This window comes from Pontibacter lucknowensis, assembly GCF_900156415.1.
GTDB lineage: Bacteria > Bacteroidota > Bacteroidia > Cytophagales > Hymenobacteraceae > Pontibacter > Pontibacter lucknowensis.
This window is the reverse complement of the sequence record NZ_FTNM01000001.1, coordinates 1,218,954-1,242,355: the sequence shown is the minus strand read 5'-3', so window position 1 is coordinate 1,242,355 and position 23,402 is coordinate 1,218,954. Positions and strand designations below refer to the sequence as shown.

Genomic DNA, 23,402 nt, shown 5'->3' with positions numbered 1-23,402 from the left:
CTAACTCTCAAACTCCTAAACCCCCTTGACATTCCTCTCCCCATATTGGCTTTTGGCAGCGTCGGCGATACTGGTCCCGATTGCGATCCACCTGTGGAACAGGCGGCAGGGGAAGACTGTGAAAGTAGGAAGCCTGCGCTGGCTCGAGCCATCGGCAAGCAGGCGCTGGAGCAGCATCCGGTTGAGTGACGTTTGGCTCTTAGTGCTGCGTTGCTTTATCCTGATACTTTTGGCTGTTGCGCTGGCAAAACCTGTTTGGGAAGGTAGTCCTACAGCCCAACCAGCACAGAAAGCGGTGTTCATCAGCCCTGAACTGTTGCATAGTTCCACCCTTCGAGACATTAAACCAACAGTTGATAACCTGTTGCAGCGGGGCTATACCTTGCATCGCTATACCCCGGCATTTGAAGCTATACCTGTAGAACAATGGCAGGCGATGAGCAGTGAACCGACAGATTCTGTAGTAACTAATGGCAACCACTGGGGCTTGTTACCTGCCTTGGCTCAACGATATGACCAAGTTCAAGACAGCGTCTGGCTCTTCACTTCAGATCAGCAACGGCACTTCACAGGCACACCCGCTCCTTTGCAGGAGAATATCCGCTGGGTACCTGTCGCACTGGAGCAATCTGTTAACTGGGCACAGGCCGCGTATATCTTGCCAACGGACAGCCTGCTGCTGATTACCGGTCGAAGTGATCGCAATGGCACAACCTATCAGAAACAGCACTTCTCCCGATCAGGACAGTCCAACACATTCTACACAAAACAAGCACGCTTCACTCTAAACGATAGCAGTATTGTTGCACAATGGGGCAATAGACCTACGCAGCAGGTCAACATTCGCAAGGAACCGCTTTTGCTAGGTATAGTACACGACGAAGCGCAGCAGCCGGAAGTGCGGTACCTGCGAGCGGCCGTGCAGGCGATAAGCGGCTACACAGGTATACCGATCCAGTTCCGTCAACTCACAGCAGACGCTCACCCGGACACCACTGCAGGCTGGTTATTCTGGCTTAGCAGCGAGGAAGTGCCGGCAATTTGGCTGGAGCAGGTACAGAAGAAGGGCACGCGACTTTGGTTACAGTCAACTACCGAGCCTGTAGCTACTAATGCGATGCTAACCTCAACAGGACCTGAAAACATCAAAATACGCCAGTTCTCAACAGCAGGTATAGACCAAGCCACGGCAAGTACGGTTTGGCAGACTACAACTGGAGAGCCTTTGCTTACTGTGCAAAGGTTAGGGCTGGGCAAGGTCTATCATTTCAGGAGCGGTTTTGGTCCGGCCTGGAGCCAGCTGGGGCAGAGCGCACAATTGCCGGAGCTCTTACTGCCTTTACTTTTACCGCACCAGGTTGCCAACCAGTTTGATGCCCGTGCGCTAGACGAATCCCAGCTGAAGCCAGCCGTGGTGCACCCCACTAGCAAGCAGGACAAGCAGGAACGACAACAGTATAGCCTTATACCTTGGCTGGGCCTGCTGACATTTCTGTTGTTTTTAGCAGAGCGAATAATCACTACTAAACGAAAGACTGCCTAATGTCAGCGCAGGAGAGCCTCTATACCTTGCAGCGTATCCGCCGGGAGTACATCCAGGCGAAGGGATGGCTGTATACCTTACAGGCCATGGCTGTGGCCTTGGTGGGAGCTGCCATTTTGTACAAATGGCGACTGGAAGTGCCTTTGCTAGCGGCGATGGCTGTTTCGCTGATCCTGGGCGCTTTGTTATACCTGCTCTGGGCCTGGCGCAAGGTGCGACAGACGAACCTACAGCAGGTGGCGCGGCACCTGGACCGCACCTATCCACAACTCGAAGACAGCGCAGAGCTGTTGCTCCGCCCTATCGCTGAGCTCAACCTGCTGGAGCGCCTGCAACAGCAGCGGATAGCCAGTCAGTTACAGACCGTTATACCTAAACAGCAGTCTGTATTTCAGCTTCATAAAAAGCCTACTTACACGGCATTAGGTATAGCCGTGCTGATAGCGGCAGGTATAGCGGCATTGCCAGCCGACTCGGTTGCCGACGCTGCTACAACTGCTCCCCTGCAACTCGACTTTCCTGACACACCCGCAGCTGTAGCCGACACCGCTGTGACCATCCAGAAGATCGAGATCACCATCACACCGCCTGCCTATACCGGCCGCAAAGCCTATCAGGCCGAGCAGCCTAATTTACGAGTGGAACAGGGAGCCCGGGTGACCTGGCGTATTGCAACCAACCGGCCCGCCCGCACTATGGAGCTTATTCTCAATGAAGGAAAGCCCATTTCGCTATCAGCTCAAAACGGCAGCTATACCTCATCACAGACATTCACAGAACCTGCGCTGTACCATATCGCTGTAAACGGGCAAAAGTCGGCTTATTATACCCTGGAAATCATTCCAGATGAAGCCCCAACCATCCAGATTACGAAGCCCGAACAGTACACCGAAATTCTGTTCGGCGACCCGCAGCGTGTGACCATCCGGGCCGAGCTTTCCGATGACTATGGCCTGCGTGACGCCAATATGATTGCCACGGTGGCCAAAGGCACGGGCGAGGCCGTGAAGTTCAGGGAAGAGAAGATCAGTATTGGCTTTGGTGGACAGCGTCGTAGGTTCAGCGTGAACAAAACCATCGACCTCCAAAAGCTGGGTATGAGCTACGGCGACGAGCTCTACTTCTATGTGCAGGCATGGGACAACCACCGTGGCTATACCCGCTCCGAAACCTATTTTGTGCAGATCGAAGATACCACCATCGTGGAAAGCATGGATGACCTGACGATGGGCGTGAATCCAGTGCCGGAGTACTTCCGCAGCCAGCGCCAGATCATCATTGACACCGAAAAATTGATCAAAGAACAAAAAACGTTGAGCCGGGCAGTTTTTGAAGAGCGCGGCAACAATCTGGGTGTGGACCAGAAGCTGTTGCGTCTTCGCTACGGCAAATTTCTGGGCGAGGAGTTTGAGTCAGGTATAGGGCCGGGCGGCGGTATACCGGAGGGTGAAGAAGGCCACGATGAAGAAGAGCATTTCGCAGGCGACGGCCATGACCACCCGGAATTCGAAGACCAGACCAGCGTTGAAGCACTACTCGACCCCTACCTGCACAAGCATGATCAGGAAGAGGCAGCCACCTTTTTTGAGCCCGCCGTGAAAGCCAAGTTAAAAGGCGCACTGGCCCAGATGTGGGAAGCTGAACTGCGGCTGCGCACCCATCGCCCGAAAGAGGCGCTGCCTTACGAGTACAAGGCCCTGCGCATGCTCAAAGAAGTACAGCAAAGTACCCGCGCCTATGCCGCCAAAACAGGTTTCGACCCGCCGCCGCTTAAGGAGCCTGAGAAGCGCCTGACAGGAGAGTTAACCAAAATAAAAGCGCCAGCAGAAAGGCGAACTATAGAAACAGAGACGAAAATGCCCCATACCCGCCAGGCCCTGCAGTGGCTGGAGCGACAAAAGCAAGGCAACAGGTATAGCCAGCAGGATGTAGCACTACTCGAGCGGGCCGGACGGGAACTGGCACAGGAGGCACTAACCAAACCCGGCCGCTACCTCCGTGCCATGCAAGACCTCCGCACCCTCATTGCCGACATCAATGCGAACCGAGCGTTATGCAAAAATTGCCTGATGACGGTAGAGCATGCCTGGTATGAGCTATTGCCACCTGCCAAACCATCACCACAGAAGCAGAGCACGACGAGAAGTCGGTTGGCAAAGGGGTATCTGGAGAGTTTGAGAGATTGATTAACCGACAACATTCCTATTTAGCAGTAAAACTTGAAACTATAGTATGACCCTATACCTGCCATACCTTCTCGCTATTGTAGCTGTGCTTTTGCTTGACTGGCTGGCTTGGCGGCGCCCTGACCGCAGGCGGCTGGTATGGCGGTTGTTAGCCAGTGCGGTGGCAGGTGTGAGTATAGTGTTGTTAATCTTCCCGCCTAGCTATCAACGGGCACTTGACCCAAGCACTGCGATCCTATTGACTAAGGGTTATGAGCCAGATTCTCTCAATGCCCTGTTACAGAGAATGGGGCCTAAACCACTGGTCTATACCTACCAGACAAAAGCACCGGAGACGATTCCGATTACCGACTTCTATACCTTCCGGCAAGAACAGCCGCAAGTACAATCAGTGCATGTGTTGGGGTATGGCCTGGAAGAACAGGAATTACAAGCGCTTCAGGATATTCAGGTGATGCCGCATCTAATCGGTATGCCGACAGGTATAGCTTCTGTTACCTGGCCGGAAAGCATCTCTTTAGGAGAGCCGGTGACGGTGTCAGGGCAGTATACCTTGCCTTCCGCAGATGAGACAATTATATACCTTCGGGCCGCCGGGCGGGCACAGGACTCTGTTACTCTGAAGGAAGCTGGCCTGCATACCTTTCAGCTGCGTTACACCCCGAAACAAGAAGGCCGCTATACCTATACCTTAGTCGCAAGATCAAGCCACAATACAGATACACTTGGTCAGGTGCCGGTACAGGTACATCCTACCACTAAACCGGCAGTGCTATTGGTTTCATCTTTCCCTTTATTTGAATTCAAGTTTCTAAAGAATCACCTTGGACAGTTGCAACACAGAGTGGCGATGCGCAGCACTGTCAGCAAAGGGATGTACCAAAGCGAATGGCTCAACATGGCGCAAACCGATCTGAGTCGCATCACGCATAAATTACTCCGGCAGTTTGATGTAGTGATCACTGAGCCGCAGGCATTACAGGAGCTAAGCAGTGCAGAACGTGCTGCCCTGCAGCGTGCCGTAACTGAAGACGGACTGGGCGTGCTGACTATTGCCGGCGAACAGCTGGGCAATCGCAACACAGCCTTCTTCACCAACTTCCAAAGCAAACGACTATCGCAACAAGATTCCCGCACGGCTCGAGCCAATTGGATAACCAGATCAACAGACAAAGCCATACCTGCATCGCCTTATACCTTGGTGAGTAGTGATGCCGTTACGGGGCTGATAGAAGAGCAAAGCAACAATCTGTTGGCAGCAGGCCGCAGAGCAGGTTGGGGAACCGTGGCCATGACCGTGGTGCCGCAAACTTTTAGTTGGCAGCTCGAAGGCAAGCAAGGAACCTACGCCAGCTACTGGGCGCATTTGCTTTCGTCGGTAGCCAAACAGGAAGTACGGGAGAAGTTCTGGCAACTGGCAAAACCGCAGATCCCACAGCTGCACCAGCCTGTTACGCTAAAGCTCACTGATTATACTCTAGACAATCCCGTTGACGTTCCTAAAGCCACTGTGCGAACCACAGCCGACACGACGCTAACAGGTATAGCACTGCAACAAGGAGTTCACCAGCCAGAGTTATACGAAGGCACTTTCTGGCCGCAGCGTACGGGTTGGCATGTGGTAGAGTCGCAGGGGGTGGAACCGTTTTATTTTCTGGTGCAGGACAGTGCCGCCTGGACTCATCAGGGCATACAAGCGAAACGGGAGGCCACTCTACAGTTTGCCACACAACAGCAGCGAAAACAAACAGCAAGCACGACGGCCTATACAGAAGAGCAGGTTCCGGTGATCTGGTTTTTCTTACTATTTGTGCTGAGCAGCGGGTTCTTGTGGCTGGAGGAGAAGCTATGATAAGGGAAAACGTAACACAGCAATCATAATCAGGGCAGAATTCAGCCTGATCATGACTGGAGGTGCTTACTGTATTTTGCAGTTATCGTAATAAATCCTATCGGTGATCGACTGGTAAGGCCTTTGCCGCAAAAGTATCGAGCAGCTGGATCAGGTCAGGTATACACTCGAGGTTAAGCGTATGACCCACGTTAGGGAGAATCTCCAACTCACCGTGTGGCAAGGACTGATACATAGCCTGCCCCATTTCGGGCGTACAGAGCATGTCTTCTTGGCCATGCACCACCAGCACCGGCACCTGCACTTTCTTTAACTCTTCGAGGTAGTTGCCGCTCTCTTCCGTGGCTCGAACCAACTTAAGCAGGCGTTCCGGGGTAGGACTTTGGCTTGTTTTGCTGTTCTTGAGATTCTCGATCGTAATGACCGGGTTGAGAAAATAACTACGTCCCAGCACAAAAGGCAACATCACATCAAGCATCAGGGAATAGCCGCCCGTTAGCAAAGCCTGTTTCCAACTAGCCCCGATGGCATCGAAATAGGCATCTTTGTAAGGGAAGGTAGAAAGCAGCACGCCCCGCTGCACCAGCTCGGGATAATGCACCAGGAAACGCTGCGCCACCGCTCCGCCATAGGATATGCCGACCAGTATCGTCTCGCCGGGCAACTCTATAGCCTTGAGCAAATCAGCCAGATCGGCTGCATGCCCTTCAAAACTCCGATGCTCCGGAGCTTCATCCGACTGCCCCTGAAAAACCAGATCCACCAGTACCAGTCGATATTTCTTGCCCAAATTATGCACTAGTCCCGCCCAAGCTGCGGTTGATTGAGAGAGCCCGTTCAGGAACACCATCGCTTGCGATGCGTCAGCGTTTCCATGCAGTTCGTAGTGCAGTTCCAATCCGTCGGGTAGGCGATGTCTCATGGCTTAGTCTGTTTAAATTGAAGGAATGATACCTGAATTTAAAATAAAATTATAACCCACAACAGGTGAAGTATGGTCAAATTGTACAGGTTTCAGGTGTAATCACAGATTTTCGGGGTAAACCACTTGTGACAAACCGACTGTCTATACTCATACTAATTATAGTATCTATGTAACCTGTCGGCTTTTGCAATGCTAGTTTGCAAGCGACCTATGACCTATACCTTAAGCTGCCTGATTTTTCTATTAACAACATGAGCCTCTATGCTTAAACAGAAGATAGGCATGGGTATAAAATTTAGTGGCTGTAGCTCCTCAAGTCATAGTTTAAGGACATGCAAATGTCAGTTTCAGGGATAGACGTGTTTAGCAAATCTCGCCTTCCAGCTGCAGTTGTCTACCGGTAGACTGTTCAGGTATAACCAGCGGTACGGTAAAATAAAACCGACTGCCCTGCCCCAGCTCGGTTTCTACCTGAATCTTACCACCATGACGCTCCACAAAATCGCGGCAAAGCAGCAGACCCAGACCAGTCCCTTTTTCATTAATGGTGCCTTTGGTAGCTTTGGCAGGTGTCTCCAGCTTAAAGAGCGTGGCCAATACATCTGGGCTTATACCGGTGCCCTGATCAGTTACGGCGATTGTCACCATGTTGCCAGGACCTTCTGCAGCAGTTACCTGGATAAGGCCACTTGGGTAAGAGAATTTAATAGCGTTGTGCAGCAGGTTCCGAATCACAAAGTCAAGCATGTGGGCATCGGCACGAACCTGCAATGCAGTTGGCACCTCTACCTGCCAGCTAATTTGCTTGGTGTTGGCAGTGTCTTTAAGCAAGGTCACGTTGCGGTTCACTAGTTCTTCTACCGCCAGTACCTCCGGCTCGAAGCGCACATGATGCCCGGAGACTGTTTGGGCCGTCGACCACTGCAGCAGATTCTCGAGCAGGGCCTGCAGGTTGCGTACCGATACCTGTGTGTGCGTGGCCAGTTTCTGCATCTGATCCGGCTTCATCTTATCCGAGAAGTTCACCAGTATGTTCAGAAAAGACTCCAGCGTGGCCAGCGGCGTACGGATGTCGTGCGAGATGATGGAGAAGAAGCGATCCTTAAAGTAATTGAGCCGCCGCAGCTTGTGCTCCGAGGCCTTTAGTTTGCGTACTGTGTCTTTGAGTTCCTGCGTACGGTGGCGGAGCGCAGCCGTTCGGTTGGCAACCGTCACTTCCAGCTCATTTTTCTGTTGCTCGATCAGCAGCTTTCGTTCGGTCTCTTTCTCCCGCTCGAGTCGTTCTTTCTCAAGCACTTTGGCATTGAGCTCACTTGTCACGGTGTTCAGCCTGTAGGCCAAACCGAGCGAGAACAGCACCACCTGCGCCACCATACCTACTTGGGCGGCATACACTGTTACGATGGTATCAGGTACCAGATGGTTCTCCTTCAGGATAAACAGCAAGGCGCCAACCACAAAGAATATGTTGGCGATCAGGAAGTAAAGTGCCGGCCTGTACCCTTGTCGCAGCGACTGTATACTTGTCAGCACCATCGCAACCAGCACCAGACCACCTATGATGCCGATCAGGCTCACGCAGGCCTGCAGTAGATCAAGCGGGGTGAGGTATGACAGCAGGCCCATCCCTACTGGCAGAATGTAAAGCAACGCCAGCAGCGTGAGCGCCTTGTCCCAGAGCGGCATGGTGCGCTGCGTGTTGAGGTAGTGCCGCGTGAACAGCACCCGAAACAGTCCGTTGAAGGTCACGATAAACGGAAAGCTGTGCGCATTCCAGAGTGGGGCATTTGGCCAGAGCAGCTCGATGGCGAAGCCGTGGTAAAACATGAAGTACAGCCCTGTACCCAGCAGCGCCAGCACATAGTAGAGGTAACTGCGGTCGCGTACCGAGGCAAATAACACCAGATTATAGAGCGTCATCACGAGAATGATCCCGATGAAAATGCCCTGTCCGAACAACCTGTCGCTGTTGGCGGCGCTCACCTGCTCTGGCAACAGCAGCTGTACCCGCAGCACCTGCGGCTTATACAGGTTGATGTCGCCCTGCAGTCGCAGGTATAGCGTGGTAGTGCTGTTGGGCAGGAGCTCTAATAGGACATAAGGTTTATATGAAGGTACGTCACGTTCCCCTATAGGCAGGAGTTGCCCTGTTCGCTTCAAGGTATAGCCTGTTTCACTTTGCTGATAAAGCTCCAGGTGGCTCCAATCGCCGGCATAGAGCAGGCGAGTTAGTTCGCGGTTGGTCGGGTTTCGCAATACCACCCGCACCCAATGCACCGTTTTACCAGGCTCCAGCACAGCATCAGGATTGTTGGCCGCAAAAGAGCGGCTCTGCACCTGATCCACGTTCAGGCTGGCGCCCGGATCATGGTATACCTGTAGGGCATCCGCCACTATTTGTTCTGAAGCCGTTACATCCACTGTATTTGGTGCCTGGGCTCGTACGTGCAATGCTACCGAGAGAAACAGCAGCAAAGCGAGCACCTTGAGCAGGTGCAGTAAACAACAGGTATAGCGGAGCAAGTGCATACGTCAATTTACAAAATAATCTCAGTTATACTATACTTCCGTAAGTTGAGCATTTCACCTATAGAATCATTTTGCTATATTTAGCTGACGTACCTGACCAATTTCACTTATACCCTACCTATGGCTCGCCTGAAGTTAATGATTGCAGAAGATGATGTGGTGATTGCCCAGAACTTGTCGCTCTCGCTCGAGTCGATGGGGTATGAAGTGTGTCAGGCGGTAAGTTCAGGCGAAGAGTTACTCCTGCAGGTACATCAGCACCAACCGGACCTGATCATCCTGGACATCACACTCGACGGCAAACTCGACGGCATCGAAACAGCTGCTATGCTGGCCAAAGCGACCAAGGTGCCTTTTATCTTCATGACGGCTTTCTCGGATAAAGACACCATCGACCGCGCCAAACAGACCAATCCACATGCCTACCTGGTAAAGCCTTTCGATGCCCGAACCCTGCAAAGCAGCATCGAGCTGGCCATTCACAATGCCGGCACCCGCCAAGTGCAACCAGATCAAGCCGTGGCTATACCTGCCCAGCCTACCGATACGGTGGAAGCCGACAATTTCTTGGTGCACGACGCCCTGTTTGTAAAGGTGCGCAACCGCCTCGAGAAGGTCATGCTCGAAGACATCGTCTGGGCAGAAGCGCAGGACATCTACTGCAACATCAAGACCCGCACGCACCTGCATTTAGTGAGCCAGAGTCTCAAAAACCTGGAGCAACGCCTGCCTGCCACACAGTTCATGCGCGTGCACCGTTCCTATATTGTGCAGCTCACCGCCATCGAAGCTATCGAAGACAACACCATCCTGATCGGAGGCAAGCAAATCCCCATCGGCAACACGCACCGCGATGCTTTGCTGAAGCGACTGCAGATACTGTAAAAACACCCCACCTCAACTCTCACCGATTTCACCTCAAATTATTCCCGTTTGGCAAGTATAGGCTTCTGTTAATGTTTATTATTAGCTAAATTATTTCAAGATTTCCTTAGCAATAATACCATTCGCACATGAATAGTCTGGCATCATCGGAGCTTGTTACAGCTGGTTGGGTACTTGTAGTTGCTTACGCAGGTATTATCCTGTTTTTTGTGATACGGGGTGCGCTGCGTATTCGCTCCATTTCTGATTACGCCCTCGGCAATGTGGCTTTCTCGCCAATTGCCGTGGGGCTGGCATTAGCTGCTTCTATGACAAGTGCCGCTACTTTTATCATCAACCCGGGTTTTGTGGCACTCTATGGTATAAGTGGTGTTATCTCTATGGCTATCGCTTTGCCTTTGGCGGCACTGGCGTCGCTGGTAGTACTCACCAAGGGTTTCCGCAAGATGGGCACTGCCGTCAAGGCACAGACCATGGCCCAGTGGATGGGCCTGGTTTACAAGAGCCGCGGCTATGCTATGTTCTTCGCTTTTCTGTCGCTCTTGCTGATTACCTTCATTGTATTGATCTGTGTGGGCCTCACTAAAGTATTGGCCAGCATGCTCAACCTCAACGAACTACATGTATGCGTGGGCATCGTCGTATTTGTGTTTGGCTATATGATGTTCGGGGGAGCCAACTCCATGGTGTATACCAATATGATCCAGGCGACGCTTATGCTGATCGTGGCCTTTATACTTTTAGGCTCCGGCTATCAGCATTTCAGCGACGGTGTGCACGGCTTTCTGGACAAACTGGCCGCCATCGACCCGTTGCTGGTTTCCACAACCAATCCACAGAGTTTCCTTTTCCGTGATAATTTCGAAATCATTTTCTGCCAGATGATCATTGGGGTGGCCATTGTTTGCCAACCGCACATCATCACTAAGTCGCTCTTGCTGAAAAATGACAAGGACGTCAACCTATACCTGTTGACAGGCGTGCTGGTAGAGGCCCTGTTCTTTCTGGTGGTGTTCGCCGGTCTTTATGCCCGCCTTTCTTTCCCCGACCTGATGGTGAATGGGCAGCCACTGCCCGTGGATGGCATCATGTCGGCATATGTGGTGCGGGAGTTTCCGGTGTACGTGGGGCTGTTGCTGGTACTCGGACTAATCTCAGCCGGCCTTTCCACTTTAGAAGGCCTGATCCAATCACTCTCCATCACCATTACCTCCGACATTCTCACCCCAATTCTTGGTGATAACATCACGGCACGTGGTGTTATGGTGAACCGACTCGTTATTGTGGTGTTGGCTGCTGTTACCATCTGGCTGACTTTTGACCAATTGCAGAACCCGAATCTGAGTGTGGGCATCTTCGCTCAAAACGGGGTATACGCTTACTTCTCAGCGGCTTTTGTGCCGGTACTCTTTGGCATGTTCCTAAAGCGTGTCCCGCTCATTGCACCGGTGGCGGCTTCTCTTACATCAGTCATCGTGCACTTTGGCGTGTACTACGGCGGACTCACCACTTACATGCAGGCGCCCGTGCGCAATCCAGGTATAGCCGCCGCATTGGCTATACTGGCATCGGTGGCAGTAGGCCTTATCTTTTACTATGTATTCCGGAAGCCCGCCTTAGAACCAGTAACCGAAGAATCTTCACTTTTAACAGAACCGACTTATGAAAGTGAGCTCAAAAACTAAGCTTGTCCTAACCGCGCTCGTCTTGCTATACCTGCACACGGCCTGTCAGTCAGCACAGCCTGCCGCAGCTTCAACAGGTATGCACAACACCACCAGTACAGAAACAGCCAGCACGCAAGCGACTGCCAGCACATCAGCCACTGCCCTTGCACCAGCTGCTGACCCTGTATTCGAGGGCCTGAGCTACAAGTATGCGGTCAATAAAGTGACGCTGCCCAACGGCGTGCGCATAGCCTATACCGACGAGGGCAAAGGTCCTGAGACGCTTATTTTCATCCACGGGCTGGGAAGCTACCTGCCCGCCTGGGATAAGAACGTGGCCGCACTCAGCCAGCACTACCGCTGCATCGCCATCGACCTGCCCGGCTACGGTAAGTCCGACAAAACAGGTGTAACAGCAGGTATGGCGACTTATGCGGAGGATGTGTTAGCCCTGATGGATGCCCTGCAACTGGAGCAAGCCACGCTGGTCGGCCACTCCATGGGCGGACAAATCGCCATTACCGCCGCCCTGAAAGAGCCTCAGCGCATCAAACACCTGGTGCTGGCCGCTCCTGCAGGTATAGAGACTTTCACGGAGCAACAGAAGCAGCTTTTTAAGATGACGGTGACACCGGAAAGCGTGCAGAAAACTACCCCGGAGCAAGTAGTGGCCAACTTCAAAGTGAACTTCCACCAAATGCCTGCCGATGTGCAGTACATGATCGACGACCGCCTGAAAATAGCCGAGTCAGCTGAGTTCGGGGCTTACAGCGCAGCTGTGGCAGGCAGCGTGGCTGCTATGGTCGATGAGCCGGTATACGAGCAGTTGCCACAGGTGCAGGTGCCCACACTGATCATCTTTGGAGCACAGGACGCCCTTATACCTAACCGCTACCTCAATCCAAACCTGACAACCCAAGCCGTAGCCGAAGCCGCCCGACAGCGCATACCTAACAGCCAGTTGGTGGTGTTGCCCGAAACAGGGCATTTTCTGCAGTACGAGCAAGCCGATGCATTTAACAAAGCTATCCGGGAATTCCTGAAATAGCACCTAAACGATAACCTTAAACATCTAACCTACATTGCCATGAAAAAAATTTACACTCTCCTGTTTGCACTCCTTGCAGTGACTCAGGTAGCACTCGCCCAAAGCGGCAGTGTCAAAGGCCGCGTGCTCGGGGCCGACACCGGGGAGCCCCTGACCGGGGCCACTGTTTTGCTCGAAGGAACAACCAAAGGTGCTTCCACCAATGCTGCCGGTGAGTTCAGCATCATGGACGTGCCTGCCGGTACCTATAATCTGCGCATTTCCTATGTAGGGTACAATTTCCCAAGGCAGCCTATTACCGTAACCTCAGGCGGGACCACCGACATCGGCACTGTCACCATGAACATGACTAATATGGTGGGCGAAGAGATTGTAGTAACCGCTTCCCGCAGGCCCGAGAAACTGACCGAAGCCCCTGCTGCCATCAGCGTGATCTCCTCGCGTGACCTGACGGAGCTGCCTTCTTTCAACGTGGGTGAATTGCTCAACAAGGTACAGGGAGTGGAAGTGGTGCGATCTGGTGTGGCCGGTATCGGCATCAATGCCCGTGGCTTCAACAATGCCTTCAACGTAAAGATGTTCCAACTGACCGATGGTCGAAATTCCATGCTGCCAGGTGGCACCGGCCTTCCGGCTGGCCTTTACAACACCGTGATAAAAGAGGATATTGAGCGTATGGAAGTAATTCTGGGTCCATCTTCAGCACTGTACGGCCCGAATGCGCACAACGGTATCATCAACACCATCACCAAAGATCCGCGGCGCTATCCAGGCACAACCGTAACACTAGGCGCCGGTAATCAAAATGTGCTGACAGCCCGTGCCCGCCATGCCGGTGTCATCAACAGCAAGTTCGCTTATAAGGTAAATGCAGAGTATACCGAAGGCAAGGATTTTGAGTTCATTGACACCGTTTACAATGCCACCCTGGGAGCATTGCCTGAGTACGACGTGGATTTCAACTTCAACTTCAAGCGTGCCAATGCCGCTGTATACTACACCCCCAGACAGAACATGGACATCATTCTGGACTATGGTATCGGGCAGGGCTCAAACATTGGCGTGACGAACAACGGTCGTAACCAGATCAATGGCTGGACCTTTCAGTACCTGCACGGCCGCATCGTAACGCCGCGCATCTTCGCGCAGGTATACAACACCTGGAACGATGCCGGTGATACTTACCAGATTAATGCCCGCACGACCAACTACCATACCTTGCGTGCCCTGGGCCAGTCGCAGGAAGTTGCGCACGAAAAGTCTAAAACCGGTGCTCCGGCAGGTTCACTATACCCTGGCTCACCTGCCATCGCTTTCCCAGGCTTTATCGACAAAAGTCACCGTCTGAACGGAGAGGTGCAGTACAACAATAGCTACGCCGGCTTTGATGTGATCACGGGCTTGAGTTTCCAACGCGATGTCGCCTATAGCCGCCAAACCTACCTCGATGACCGCAACGGCAACATCATCCTGAATCAGTATGGTGCCGTAGCCCAAATTGAGCGAAGCCTGGGTGACAGAGTGCGCGCTGTTGTAGGCGCCCGCCTGGACCGCCACGACAACTATGGTACGCAGTTTAGCCCCAAAGCTGCCCTGACGCTGAATGCGCTGGCAGGTACCTTCAGAGCTACCTATGGCCGTGCTTATGCAGCTCCTTCTATCCAGTTTCAGGAGTTTTATCTGAACAACGGCGCCCTGGCCATACTGGGTAGCGGCGCTGGCCTGACAATTCAGAATACGGAGACAGGTGCTACTCGCGAGATCCCGAAACTGGAACCGGAGCGTGTGCAGACTTTAGAGCTCGGTTACAAAGGCACTCCTACCGACAAGTTTTATGTTGATCTGAGCACCTGGTACTCCATGTCACAGGATTTCATTTCTCCACTAACGGGCATCACCCCGATCATGGGCAAAGAGAAAGTGATCCGTAAGGGCTCAGAAGATGTAACAGAAGCTGCTTCTAACGCCCTCAACTACTACCTCACTTATCTGAACTATGGTAATGTGAACTCTTGGGGAACAGACCTTGGCCTGAACTATTACCTGAGCAATAATTTCAGCATTGGTGCCAAGTATTCTTATTTCAATTCCGATATCACGGACCGTGATAACCTGGACAATGACGCGAACGGTGACGGCAAAGTAACGCCGGCGGAGAGCAGTCTGAATGCACCAAAGCACCGCTACAACTTCAACTTCACTGCCCGCGACCTGTTCAACAACAAGTTCTTTGGCTCGGTGAATGTGCGCATCCTGCCGGAATATGATTTCTTCTCGGGCTCTCAGGTGGCATCCCGCGAAAACCGCGAGCAGCGTGTGGCACCGCTCCTTTACAACTACGGTCCGCTTGGCGGCTTCACATCTGTAGACTTGAGCGCTGGCTACCGCTTCACACAAATGATCACGCTGGGTGCCAGCGTATCCAACCTGTTTGATGCCGAGCAGCGCGAGTTTGTAGGCTCACCGGTGATCGGACGTCTGTACTCAGTTGAGCTTCGCTTCGACTTCGGTGGCAAGAAAAATAAAAACGACGTTAGGTAGATAGATTAAGGTGAGAACAGGGCGTCCCGCAAGGGCGCTCTGTTTTTTTTGTTTGTCAACTTTCCATTTTTAAGATCTTACAAATGAAGAATGCAATCATCACAGGCGGCACCAGTGGCATTGGCTTAGGTATAGCCCGCTTGTTTGCGGCCCAGGGCTACAACCTGCTATTAAACGGACTGGAGAAATATGGTCAGCAGATTGCCGATGAACTGGCGCAGGAGCACGATGTAAAAGTAATGTTCTCATCCGCTAACATGCAGTACTCAGACCAGATCCGGGAGATGGTGCAGCAGGCCGAGCAGGAGTTTGGCCAAATTGATGTCCTCATCAACAATGCAGGTATACAATATGTCGCTCCTGTAGACGAGTTTCCGGAAGATCGTTGGGATGCGATCATCGCTATTAATATGTCGGCTACTTTTCATGCTTCCAAAGCCGTATGGCCCGGTATGAAAGCCCGTGGGTTTGGCCGCATCATCAACATCGCCTCGGCGCATGCCCTGCGTGCATCGGAGTTTAAAGTGGCCTATGTGGCAGCCAAGCACGGTGTGGCAGGTATAACCAAAGTCCTGGCGCTGGAGGGAGCTCCTTACGGCATTACTTGCAATGCCATTTGCCCCGGCTATGTGCGAACCCCACTGGTAGAAGCACAGATTGCCGATCAGGCACGTGCCCACCAGATGTCAGAAACTGAGGTCATCGAAAAAGTGATGCTGAAGAAACAGCCCATCAAGCAATTTGTAGAAGTTGAAGCGCTCGGTAACCTGGCGCTATACCTGGCATCCGATGCGGCCAGTCAGTTGACAGGTGCCATGCTGCCCGTAGATGGTGGCTGGTCTGCACAATAAGCTATACCTTATTTCGGTTTACAGTTGATCTTAAAGCAAAAGCCCCGGCTCCTGAAAGAGCCGGGGCTTTTGCTTTACCTTAATTTATTACTTGCTGATGATCTTGAACTCGGTACGTCGGTTCACCTGATGATCTTCTTCCGAACATTCTACATAGTCGGCGCATTTGTTACGCAGCCTTGTTTCGCCGTAGCCTTTCGCTACCAGTCGGTTGCGCTCTATACCTTTCGATACAATGTAATCCACGGCTGCCTGCGCTCTGCGATCTGACAGATCCTGGTTATACTTGCGGGTCTGGCGGCTGTCGGTGTGTGAGCTCAGCTCGATGCGGATTGTTGGGTTGGCCTTGAGTATACGCACCAGTTTGTCTAGTTCAATGGCAGCATCCGGACGAATGTCATGCTTGTCGAGGTCGTAGAAGATGTTCTCCAAAACGATTGGTACGTTAGGCGTGTCACGGTACATGATCATCTCCACCAACAGCGAGTCTATGCTGAAGCGGCAATCCGGTGTGAAGAGGATCGTCTGCGTCAGGTAACCTTTCTTACTACCACGGATGGTGTATTGCATACCTGCCTCCACTTTGTAATTGAAGTTACCAGTTGAGTCAGAGTGCGTTTCAACCATGGAACCCACGTTCTCTTCAAACAACTGAAGCAGCACATTATCCACCATCACACGTTTCTTGAGGTGTGTTCCTGGCTGATCTACCATCTCGTAAGTCTGTCCAACCAGCGTACATTCCACGTTCACTTCTCTGAACTTGTAAATATTGTCGTAGCCGGTTTCGCTTGTTCTGCCTGATGACAACCAGCCTTTGGTTCCAGAGCTGTCTACTACAATACCTAAGTCGTCGCGGGAGGTGTTGAGCGGGTACATCAGGTTCTGCACGCGTGTCCAGTTACCGTGCTCTCCCTCCGCTTTAAATATGTCCAGACCGCCAAGGCCTACATGCCCGTCAGACGAGAAATAGAGTTTGCCATCACCGCCTATACTTGGAAAACTTTCACGGCCGCTCGTGTTTATCACTTCGCCTGCGTTTACAGGCTCGCCCCAACTGCCGTCCGGCTGACGCTCACTATAGTAAATGTCTGTTTCGCCCGCTCCTCCTGGCATGTCAGACACAAAGTAAAGGACCTTCCCGTCTGGCGTAATGGCAGGATGCCCTACAGAATACTCTTGTGGCTTATTGTATTTGAAAGGCTTCACATCTACCCACTCATCGCCATTGCGACGCGCCATAAATATTTCGTGCCGGTTAATGTTACCGGTGCCCTTGCCATCACCTCTATTCACCCAGCTGGTTGGGTCAGTATTCACTTTGGCATGGCTACGCTTCACACTGTTGGTCCGTGTAAAGTAAAGGATATTCTCCTGCGGCAGGAAAGATGCCGGGCCGTTGTGAAAATCGGTGTTAATCTCATTGCCAAGCGGGCTCGGCTCATTCCAGGTAGAGTCCTCGTTCATGCTGGCGTAGTAGAGCTGCACAAAGCCATTTCCGGTCCAGTTGAAGCGCTCTTTTTTCTTGCTCTCGTCGGTTGGTAGCCTGTCTGACGAGAACACCATATCGCCATTTGGTAGCTGAATAGGGCTGAAGTCAACCCCAGAGGAGTTAAGGCTTTGCTCGGTAGAAATTTCGTAGGAAAGTGGTCTGTTCGTCCAGAATATTGCTGAGTCGCATGAGGCCGCCAGTGCCATGGCTTTGTTGGCCTGCTCCGGCACACGGCGGGCATAGCTGGTATACAGTTCTTTTGCCTTCTCATAGTTACCATTGCGCTTGGCTGCTTCGGCATAATAGTAAATGCTGGCTGGCGTTACATTCTCAAAGCCGGCAGCCTGTGCATACCAGAACTCTGCCTCCTTACTGTTGTTCATCAGGCGGTAGCTGTCTGCTATGCGCTCGAGCAGATAAGCGTCTGGCTCTTTGCGCTCCATCAACTTTTTGTAAGCGTCGAGCGCCAGGGCATACTCAAAACTATTGAAGTGTTTGTCAGCCTCCTTTATCTCTTTTTTCTGCGCAGCAAGTGGCTGCGCGCACACTGTCGCCAGAAGAATCAGTAGGTATAGGAATCGTAATCTCATGTCTGCTTTCTGGGTGAATTTAGAAGTAACGTGGTGTCAGCATTCGGTTATCCTGCTTTTTGAAGAAGGAGTAACCCAGTGAAATTTCGTGACTGGCATGCTGGCGCAGTGCATTTAAGCTTACATCGTAAGAGTAGCCTAGTCGCAGCTTAGGCGTTACATAGAGCTGTGCGATAGCTGCCCAGGCATTGCGGCGGTCCAGTTCGTATTCGTCAGAGTAGTTGCTGTGCACTTTCACAGCCGTGCGGTACGAGCCTCCCAGCCAGATGCGCTCTCCCAACAGGAAAAATGCATTCAGATCCAAACTTGTCGGGCTGTTAAAATCCTCTTTTACCAAAAAGCTAGGCTTGAAGATAAGCGTTGACGAGAGGTCCATCACATAACCTGCCGACAGGAAATAATGGCGGTTCGGCATGGTTACTTCCAGGTTATCATCTCCGGTATTGATCAGGTTGGCTACTGAAAGTCCGGTATAGAAGCGCTCCGTATTGAAGAAGGCTCCGATACGAAAATCAGGCATCAGTTCTGAAACGCGACCCGGGTTCAGCGCTTGGTCAGGTCTTGTGTTGCCGGTGTTGAGCTTGGTGCCATCGAGTGTATACTGCGCCAAACCTGCCGCAAAGCCTAGCGCCAGTTTGGATGTCTCGCTCATCTGCAGTCGCACGGCCAGGTTGCCATGAAGCCCCATCTGGCGCTGAGCTCCAAGCTCATCATTCATCGCATTGAGGCCAAAGCCCAGCAGACCGCTGCGCGAAGAACCATCCACACTGAAAGTCTGTGTAGTGGGAGCTCCCTCTATACCTACCCACTGGCTGCGGTGTGTCAGGTTCGCATTGATAATCTCTTTGCTACCCGCATAGGCCGGGTTGATGATCAGCTCGTTGAAGATGTACTGTGTGTATTGCGGTGCCTGCTGCGCATAGCCCTCCCAGGACAGCAGCAGTAACACCAGAAGTACCCCTATTTTTCGCATGGTAATCACTTAATTCGTTTGTTTTCTTATCGGACGATCATCACATAACCCTTGTAGGTCTTCTCAGAGCCATCGCACAGCGTGAGACGTATCAGGTAGTAATAAGTACCCTCCGCTAATTTGTCTCCATTCCAATTGTTCTGATAAGCTTTGCTTCTGTACACTTCATTGCCCCAGCGGTTCACGACTACCACCTCATTATCCGGATAGTTTGTCAGATTCCCGACTACCCAGGTGTCGTTTTCACCATCGTTGTTAGGCGTAAACACGTTCGGCACATTCAGAGCCGCTTCGCGCATGCTTGGGTCTGAGATCATGGTTACCGGGTCGCTCTTACACTCACCGTTGTCAGCCACTACAGTAATCTCTCCTCTGGCATTACCCTGCATCACGGTGATCACGCTAGTGCCCTGCCCTGACATGATCTCCCAGCCAGCCGGAACTTCCCAGGTAAACAGCGCTGATGGGTTGTTAGACTCGAGCTCGAAAGTAGCGATATCGGAACAAGCCAGAGTGCGGTCTACAATGCGGCTGATCACAGGAAGCGGTCTGGTAGTGACAGCCAGTGTTGTGGCATCACTCTTATCGCAGTCGTTCTCGGCCTCAACGCTAATGACACCTGAGCTCGTACCCATCTGTACTGTGATTTGTGTCGTACCCTGACCTGAAGAAATGATCCACCCGGCAGGCACTTTCCACGAATAAGAAGATGCATGCGCAACTGGTTCTATAGAGTAAGTGGTTATGCGTGTTGCACAGGTCAGCGTTTCGCCGAGTATGGCAGCTGGTGCAAGCGGTGGTGAGGTTACAACTTCAACTGTGAGTTTCGCCTCAGACGTGGTTCCACAGGCATTCTCGGCTTTCACCTTCACATCTCCTCTGCCTGTAATTTTCACTGTAATGCTGTTAGTGCCTTCCCCTTTCAGTATCTCCCAGCCGGCAGGCAGTGTCCACAGGTATGTTTCGGCACCACTGATGGCAGGTATTGAATAAACAGCGTCAGTTCTGCCCACACATGCCAGCTCCGGTCCCTTTATAGCTTCCGGGTTCATAAGTGGACGCTGAGGCTCTGTCAGAAGCTTCACACTCTGGCTCTTTCCGCAGGAGTTAACAGCCACTACGGTTATCTCTCCTCCGCTTGTGCCGGCTGTTGCTTTAATTTCTGTTGTTCCTTGCCCTGATGTGATTGTCCAGCCTTGTGGCACAACCCACTCGTAGCTGATTGCCGTTGGAACAGCTGCGATGCGGAAGGTAAGTCCAGCTGTATTGCCACAGTAGGTTTCATTGTCAGCTATGATAGCAGATGGTGAAGGCGGCACTGAACCTACAGACTGTACTGTCAAACCAGTGGCAGTGCTTCTGGTTCCGCAGTTGTTTACAGTAGCTACACTCACTTTACCTTGCGTTGTTCCGGCCTTCACCGTCACGCGGGTAGTTCCCTGTCCCTCTACGATCACCCAGTCTTCGCCAGGGAAGCTCCAAAAGTAAGAGCTTGCACCTTGCACCGGATCGATAGAGTAAGTTTGGTTAAGACCGGCGCAGTACTGGGCGTTTCCGGTTATTGGTCCCGCTTGCGGAGCCGGTACGTCAGCCACTGGCGCAACGCGCAGTCTGGCAGGCATACTGTTACCGCATGGGTTAGAAGCCGTCACAGTGATATCACCAGCCAGTGTACCTACTTTCACTACCACTCGCGTCGTACCCTGGCCTGACAAGATAGTCCAGCCAGACGGCACGGCCCAGATGTACTCTAAGGTATGGTCAACCGGCTCCAGCATATAAACTACCTCGCTCTGGCCTATACATACTTCGTTAGGACCCTTAATGGCAAATGGAGTTGCTGGCACTGTTGGGAATGGTCTCACGGCTTTGGTGGCAGGGCTACTCTGACCGCATGAGTTCACCGCGATCACACTCACATTTCCTGATTGGCTACCAATCGTTACGGTGATGCGGGTAGTGCCCTGGCCGCTGATAATGGTCCAGGTAGCAGGTAGTGTCCAGGTATAGCTCTGAGCTCCTACAACGGGGTCTATTTCATATACCGTCGTTTTAGCCGTACAGCCAAACTCTTCTCCTTTTATCACGACAGGAGCAGATGGTGCACCAGTTGCGGTCGTTACATCTTTACGGGTGATGCCGCTTGCGCCGCAGTCATTGACAGCCTGCACACGTAACTGGCCACCGCTGGCATTTTCGCTCAATGATACGGTGATCTCGTTTGTACCCTGACCAGCAGTGATCGTCCAGCCATCCGGCACATACCAGGTATAGCTGGTTGCTCCTGGCACTGGTGCTACGGAGTATTTTGTACCTACACTGTTCTGGCAAACCGGAAAAGCTCCTGAGATGTCACCCGGATTAACCGGCGGGCCTGGAATAGGCACCACATTAAATGTTCTGGATGGGCTCTGTCCGCAGGCATTGATGCCTTTTACAGTTACCGTACCACCTACGCCGTTTGGATTAAAGATAACGGTATTGGTTCCCTGTCCCTCTATAAGCGTCCACTCAGCCGGATATTCCCAAATATACTCTGCTACATCGCCGCTGGCTGTCACACTGAATGTCACACGATCTGTTGTAACACAGAAAGGCATCGTACCTGATCCAGAGATGTTAGAAGGCTGATTCGGCGCCTGTAGGAATGGTTTTACGTCAATCTCTGATGCATTCGGGCTTTCGCCGCAGACGTTCTTTGCTTTTACAGTTACTTTTCCGGCTGTTTCACCTACACTTACTGTTATTTGTGTGGTACCCTGTCCCGATACAATTCCCCAGCCTTCAGGCACTGCCCATACATAGGAAGTGGCATCTTTGACTGGCTCTATGGAGTATGTTGCGCCTTCACCGGCACATACACCTTCATTAGCCGTGATTGGCCCCGGTGTGGCAGGTGGATCCGGGTAGTTGTTTACTTTCAGGCGGCTTGGAGGGCTGGCGCCGCAGCTGTTGTTCACCGAAACCTGAATAAAGGCATCGTCATTACGTGATGTTGCTCTTACAACAACCTTCGTTGAGTTTCTAGCTCCAATAATTTCCCATCCGCTGGGTACGTTCCAGGTATAGCCCGTGGCACCTACCACTGGCTCTATACTGTACTCTGCGTCAGTCCCCACACACAGTTCTACCGGACCAGTAATAACCCCTGCATCTGGCAGTACCGCGCAAAAGTTAATGTCAACCGTGTTGTTCTGCTGGATTTCATCCTCAGCCGCACCTGAAATAGTACCACGTACAAAGCCCGGGCCTGTTTCGTTGATAGTTGCAGTGAGCGTAAGGGTATAGGTCTGTCCAACTTTCAGGCTCCCGATGTTCCATACCCAGTTGCTGTTCACAAGCGAGAAAGTAGAATTGGGCGCATCAGTAGTGAAGCTGTGGTTTGCTCCGGAAAAAAGAATGGGGGTTACCCGTACGTTTTCGTCGTCTACAGGTCCTTTGTTCGTGACAGTGAAGGTATAGGTGATTGTCTGACCTACAATGTAGCGGTCAACACCGGCGTTGCCTTCCGATTTCTGTATTTTGATCTCTAGGTCAGTTGGCAGGAAGAAGTTGTTGTTGTTCAGCCTCACTTCACTTTGGAGGGAAGCAACCCGGCCCCTTACAATCGTACCATCACCCAGGGTTACGGCCTGCTGCGCCAGATACTGACCTTTAATTTCCGCACCATTGGCTACGGTGAGTGCATTTTCCACAACCCAGAAAACATTGCCGATTTTGGCATCCCGAATCAGCTCAATATCCACTCCGGCGCTTATACTAAGATTTCCCTTGATGACAAAGATGAAAACTGCATTTGGGTTGTTACCACCGTCTAATGTAATATCATTGGCGACAGTGGCATCTCCATTGAACAGGTATACACCAGGAGTATAAGTACGGCCACCAAGTTCAGGATTGGTTAGTGTAGCAGTAGGAGCAGTGGCAGCGGCCGTATTGTAGACTGCAGTGGCTGCGGCGAGGGCCTCATTGGCAGCGGCATTTACGTTTTCGATGCCACGCCATACAGAACCGTCGTTAAAACCCTGGGCGGTTCTGCCAACGGAGGCCACTTTTGCGCGAACAACTGTATTTGTGTTGTTCTGGTTTACAACCCTATCGCCACCTACTACGTTATAGTCGTAAAAGGCCCCCAGTGTGGGCGCTTGTTGCGCATTTACGCCAAACGTAACCAGCCATAAGCCCAGCACTAAGAGCAAGGCTCTACTTAAGAAGCTTGTCATGAAATCAATGAGTATAAGTTTGTTATAGAACTTGGCGTTTAAATATTCAACAATTTGCAGCTACGGACAGCCATTTCCGTAGCTCTTCTCTTTCCAT

Annotated in this window: 13 protein-coding genes; 8 read left to right on the top strand and 5 right to left on the bottom strand. The window is 52.0% G+C overall.

Translation table 11 applies throughout. The features are described 5' to 3' along the window. Positions 1-25: 25 nt before the first annotated feature. Genes BW972_RS05505 through BW972_RS05495 form a run of 3 tightly spaced genes read left to right on the top strand, consistent with a single transcriptional unit; the run spans position 26 to position 5,581 of the window. Positions 26-1,543 (top strand): BatA domain-containing protein, encoded by a 1,518-nt coding sequence (locus BW972_RS05505; RefSeq protein WP_083674079.1) that lies wholly within the window; start codon positions 26-28, stop codon positions 1,541-1,543. Continuing rightward, entirely contained in the window at positions 1,543-3,729 is a 2,187-nt protein-coding gene (locus BW972_RS05500) for a DUF4175 family protein (RefSeq protein WP_076421376.1), read from the top strand. Before BW972_RS05505 ends, BW972_RS05500 begins: the two co-directional genes overlap by 1 nt. Positions 3,730-3,775: 46 nt before the next feature. Next, positions 3,776-5,581, top strand: coding sequence for a hypothetical protein (locus BW972_RS05495; RefSeq protein WP_076421375.1), 1,806 nt, complete (start codon positions 3,776-3,778; stop codon positions 5,579-5,581). Positions 5,582-5,678: 97 nt separating this feature from the next. On the opposite strand, the gene BW972_RS05490 is transcribed toward BW972_RS05495, so the two are convergent. Both BW972_RS05490 and BW972_RS05485 read right to left on the bottom strand, forming a co-directional pair. Beyond that, a complete protein-coding gene (locus tag BW972_RS05490) occupies positions 5,679-6,503 on the bottom strand; it encodes an alpha/beta fold hydrolase (protein WP_076421374.1) in 825 nt (274 codons plus the stop codon). A 366-nt stretch (positions 6,504-6,869) separates the two neighbouring features. Further along, a complete protein-coding gene (locus BW972_RS05485; RefSeq protein WP_076421373.1) occupies positions 6,870-9,035 on the bottom strand; it encodes a sensor histidine kinase in 2,166 nt (721 codons plus the stop codon). Between the two features lie 120 nt (positions 9,036-9,155). Between BW972_RS05485 and BW972_RS05480 the strand changes: the two genes are divergently transcribed. From BW972_RS05480 to BW972_RS05460, 5 genes are all read left to right on the top strand, one after another. Further along, complete coding sequence (locus BW972_RS05480) at positions 9,156-9,920, top strand: LytR/AlgR family response regulator transcription factor (protein ID WP_007659889.1); 765 nt, start codon at positions 9,156-9,158, stop codon at positions 9,918-9,920. 128 nt (positions 9,921-10,048) lie between these two features. Next, positions 10,049-11,605, top strand: coding sequence for a sodium:solute symporter family transporter (locus BW972_RS05475; RefSeq protein ID WP_076421372.1), 1,557 nt, complete (start codon positions 10,049-10,051; stop codon positions 11,603-11,605). After that, positions 11,583-12,635, top strand: coding sequence for an alpha/beta fold hydrolase (locus BW972_RS05470; protein WP_076421371.1), 1,053 nt, complete (start codon positions 11,583-11,585; stop codon positions 12,633-12,635). Before BW972_RS05475 ends, BW972_RS05470 begins: the two co-directional genes overlap by 23 nt. A 39-nt stretch (positions 12,636-12,674) precedes the next feature. Further along, complete coding sequence (locus BW972_RS05465) at positions 12,675-15,176, top strand: TonB-dependent receptor (protein ID WP_076421370.1); 2,502 nt, start codon at positions 12,675-12,677, stop codon at positions 15,174-15,176. 83 nt (positions 15,177-15,259) lie between these two features. Then, positions 15,260-16,027 (top strand): 3-hydroxybutyrate dehydrogenase, encoded by a 768-nt coding sequence (locus BW972_RS05460; protein WP_007655102.1) that lies wholly within the window; start codon positions 15,260-15,262, stop codon positions 16,025-16,027. An 87-nt stretch (positions 16,028-16,114) separates the two neighbouring features. Here the strand turns inward: BW972_RS05460 and BW972_RS05455 are convergent, their stop codons facing one another. From BW972_RS05455 to BW972_RS05445, 3 genes are read right to left on the bottom strand one after another with little or no spacing between them, the layout of a single operon-like run. Further along, positions 16,115-18,109: an OmpA family protein gene (locus BW972_RS05455; RefSeq protein ID WP_143731868.1), complete on the bottom strand. Its 1,995-nt coding sequence runs from the start codon at positions 18,107-18,109 to the stop codon at positions 16,115-16,117. A 19-nt stretch (positions 18,110-18,128) separates the two neighbouring features. After that, positions 18,129-19,082 (bottom strand): PorP/SprF family type IX secretion system membrane protein, encoded by a 954-nt coding sequence (locus tag BW972_RS05450; protein ID WP_040573989.1) that lies wholly within the window; start codon positions 19,080-19,082, stop codon positions 18,129-18,131. A gap of 26 nt (positions 19,083-19,108) precedes the next feature. Continuing rightward, positions 19,109-23,305, bottom strand: a complete 4,197-nt coding sequence (locus BW972_RS05445) for an ice-binding family protein (RefSeq protein WP_076421369.1) — start codon at positions 23,303-23,305, stop codon at positions 19,109-19,111. Between the last annotated feature and the right edge of the window lie 97 nt (positions 23,306-23,402).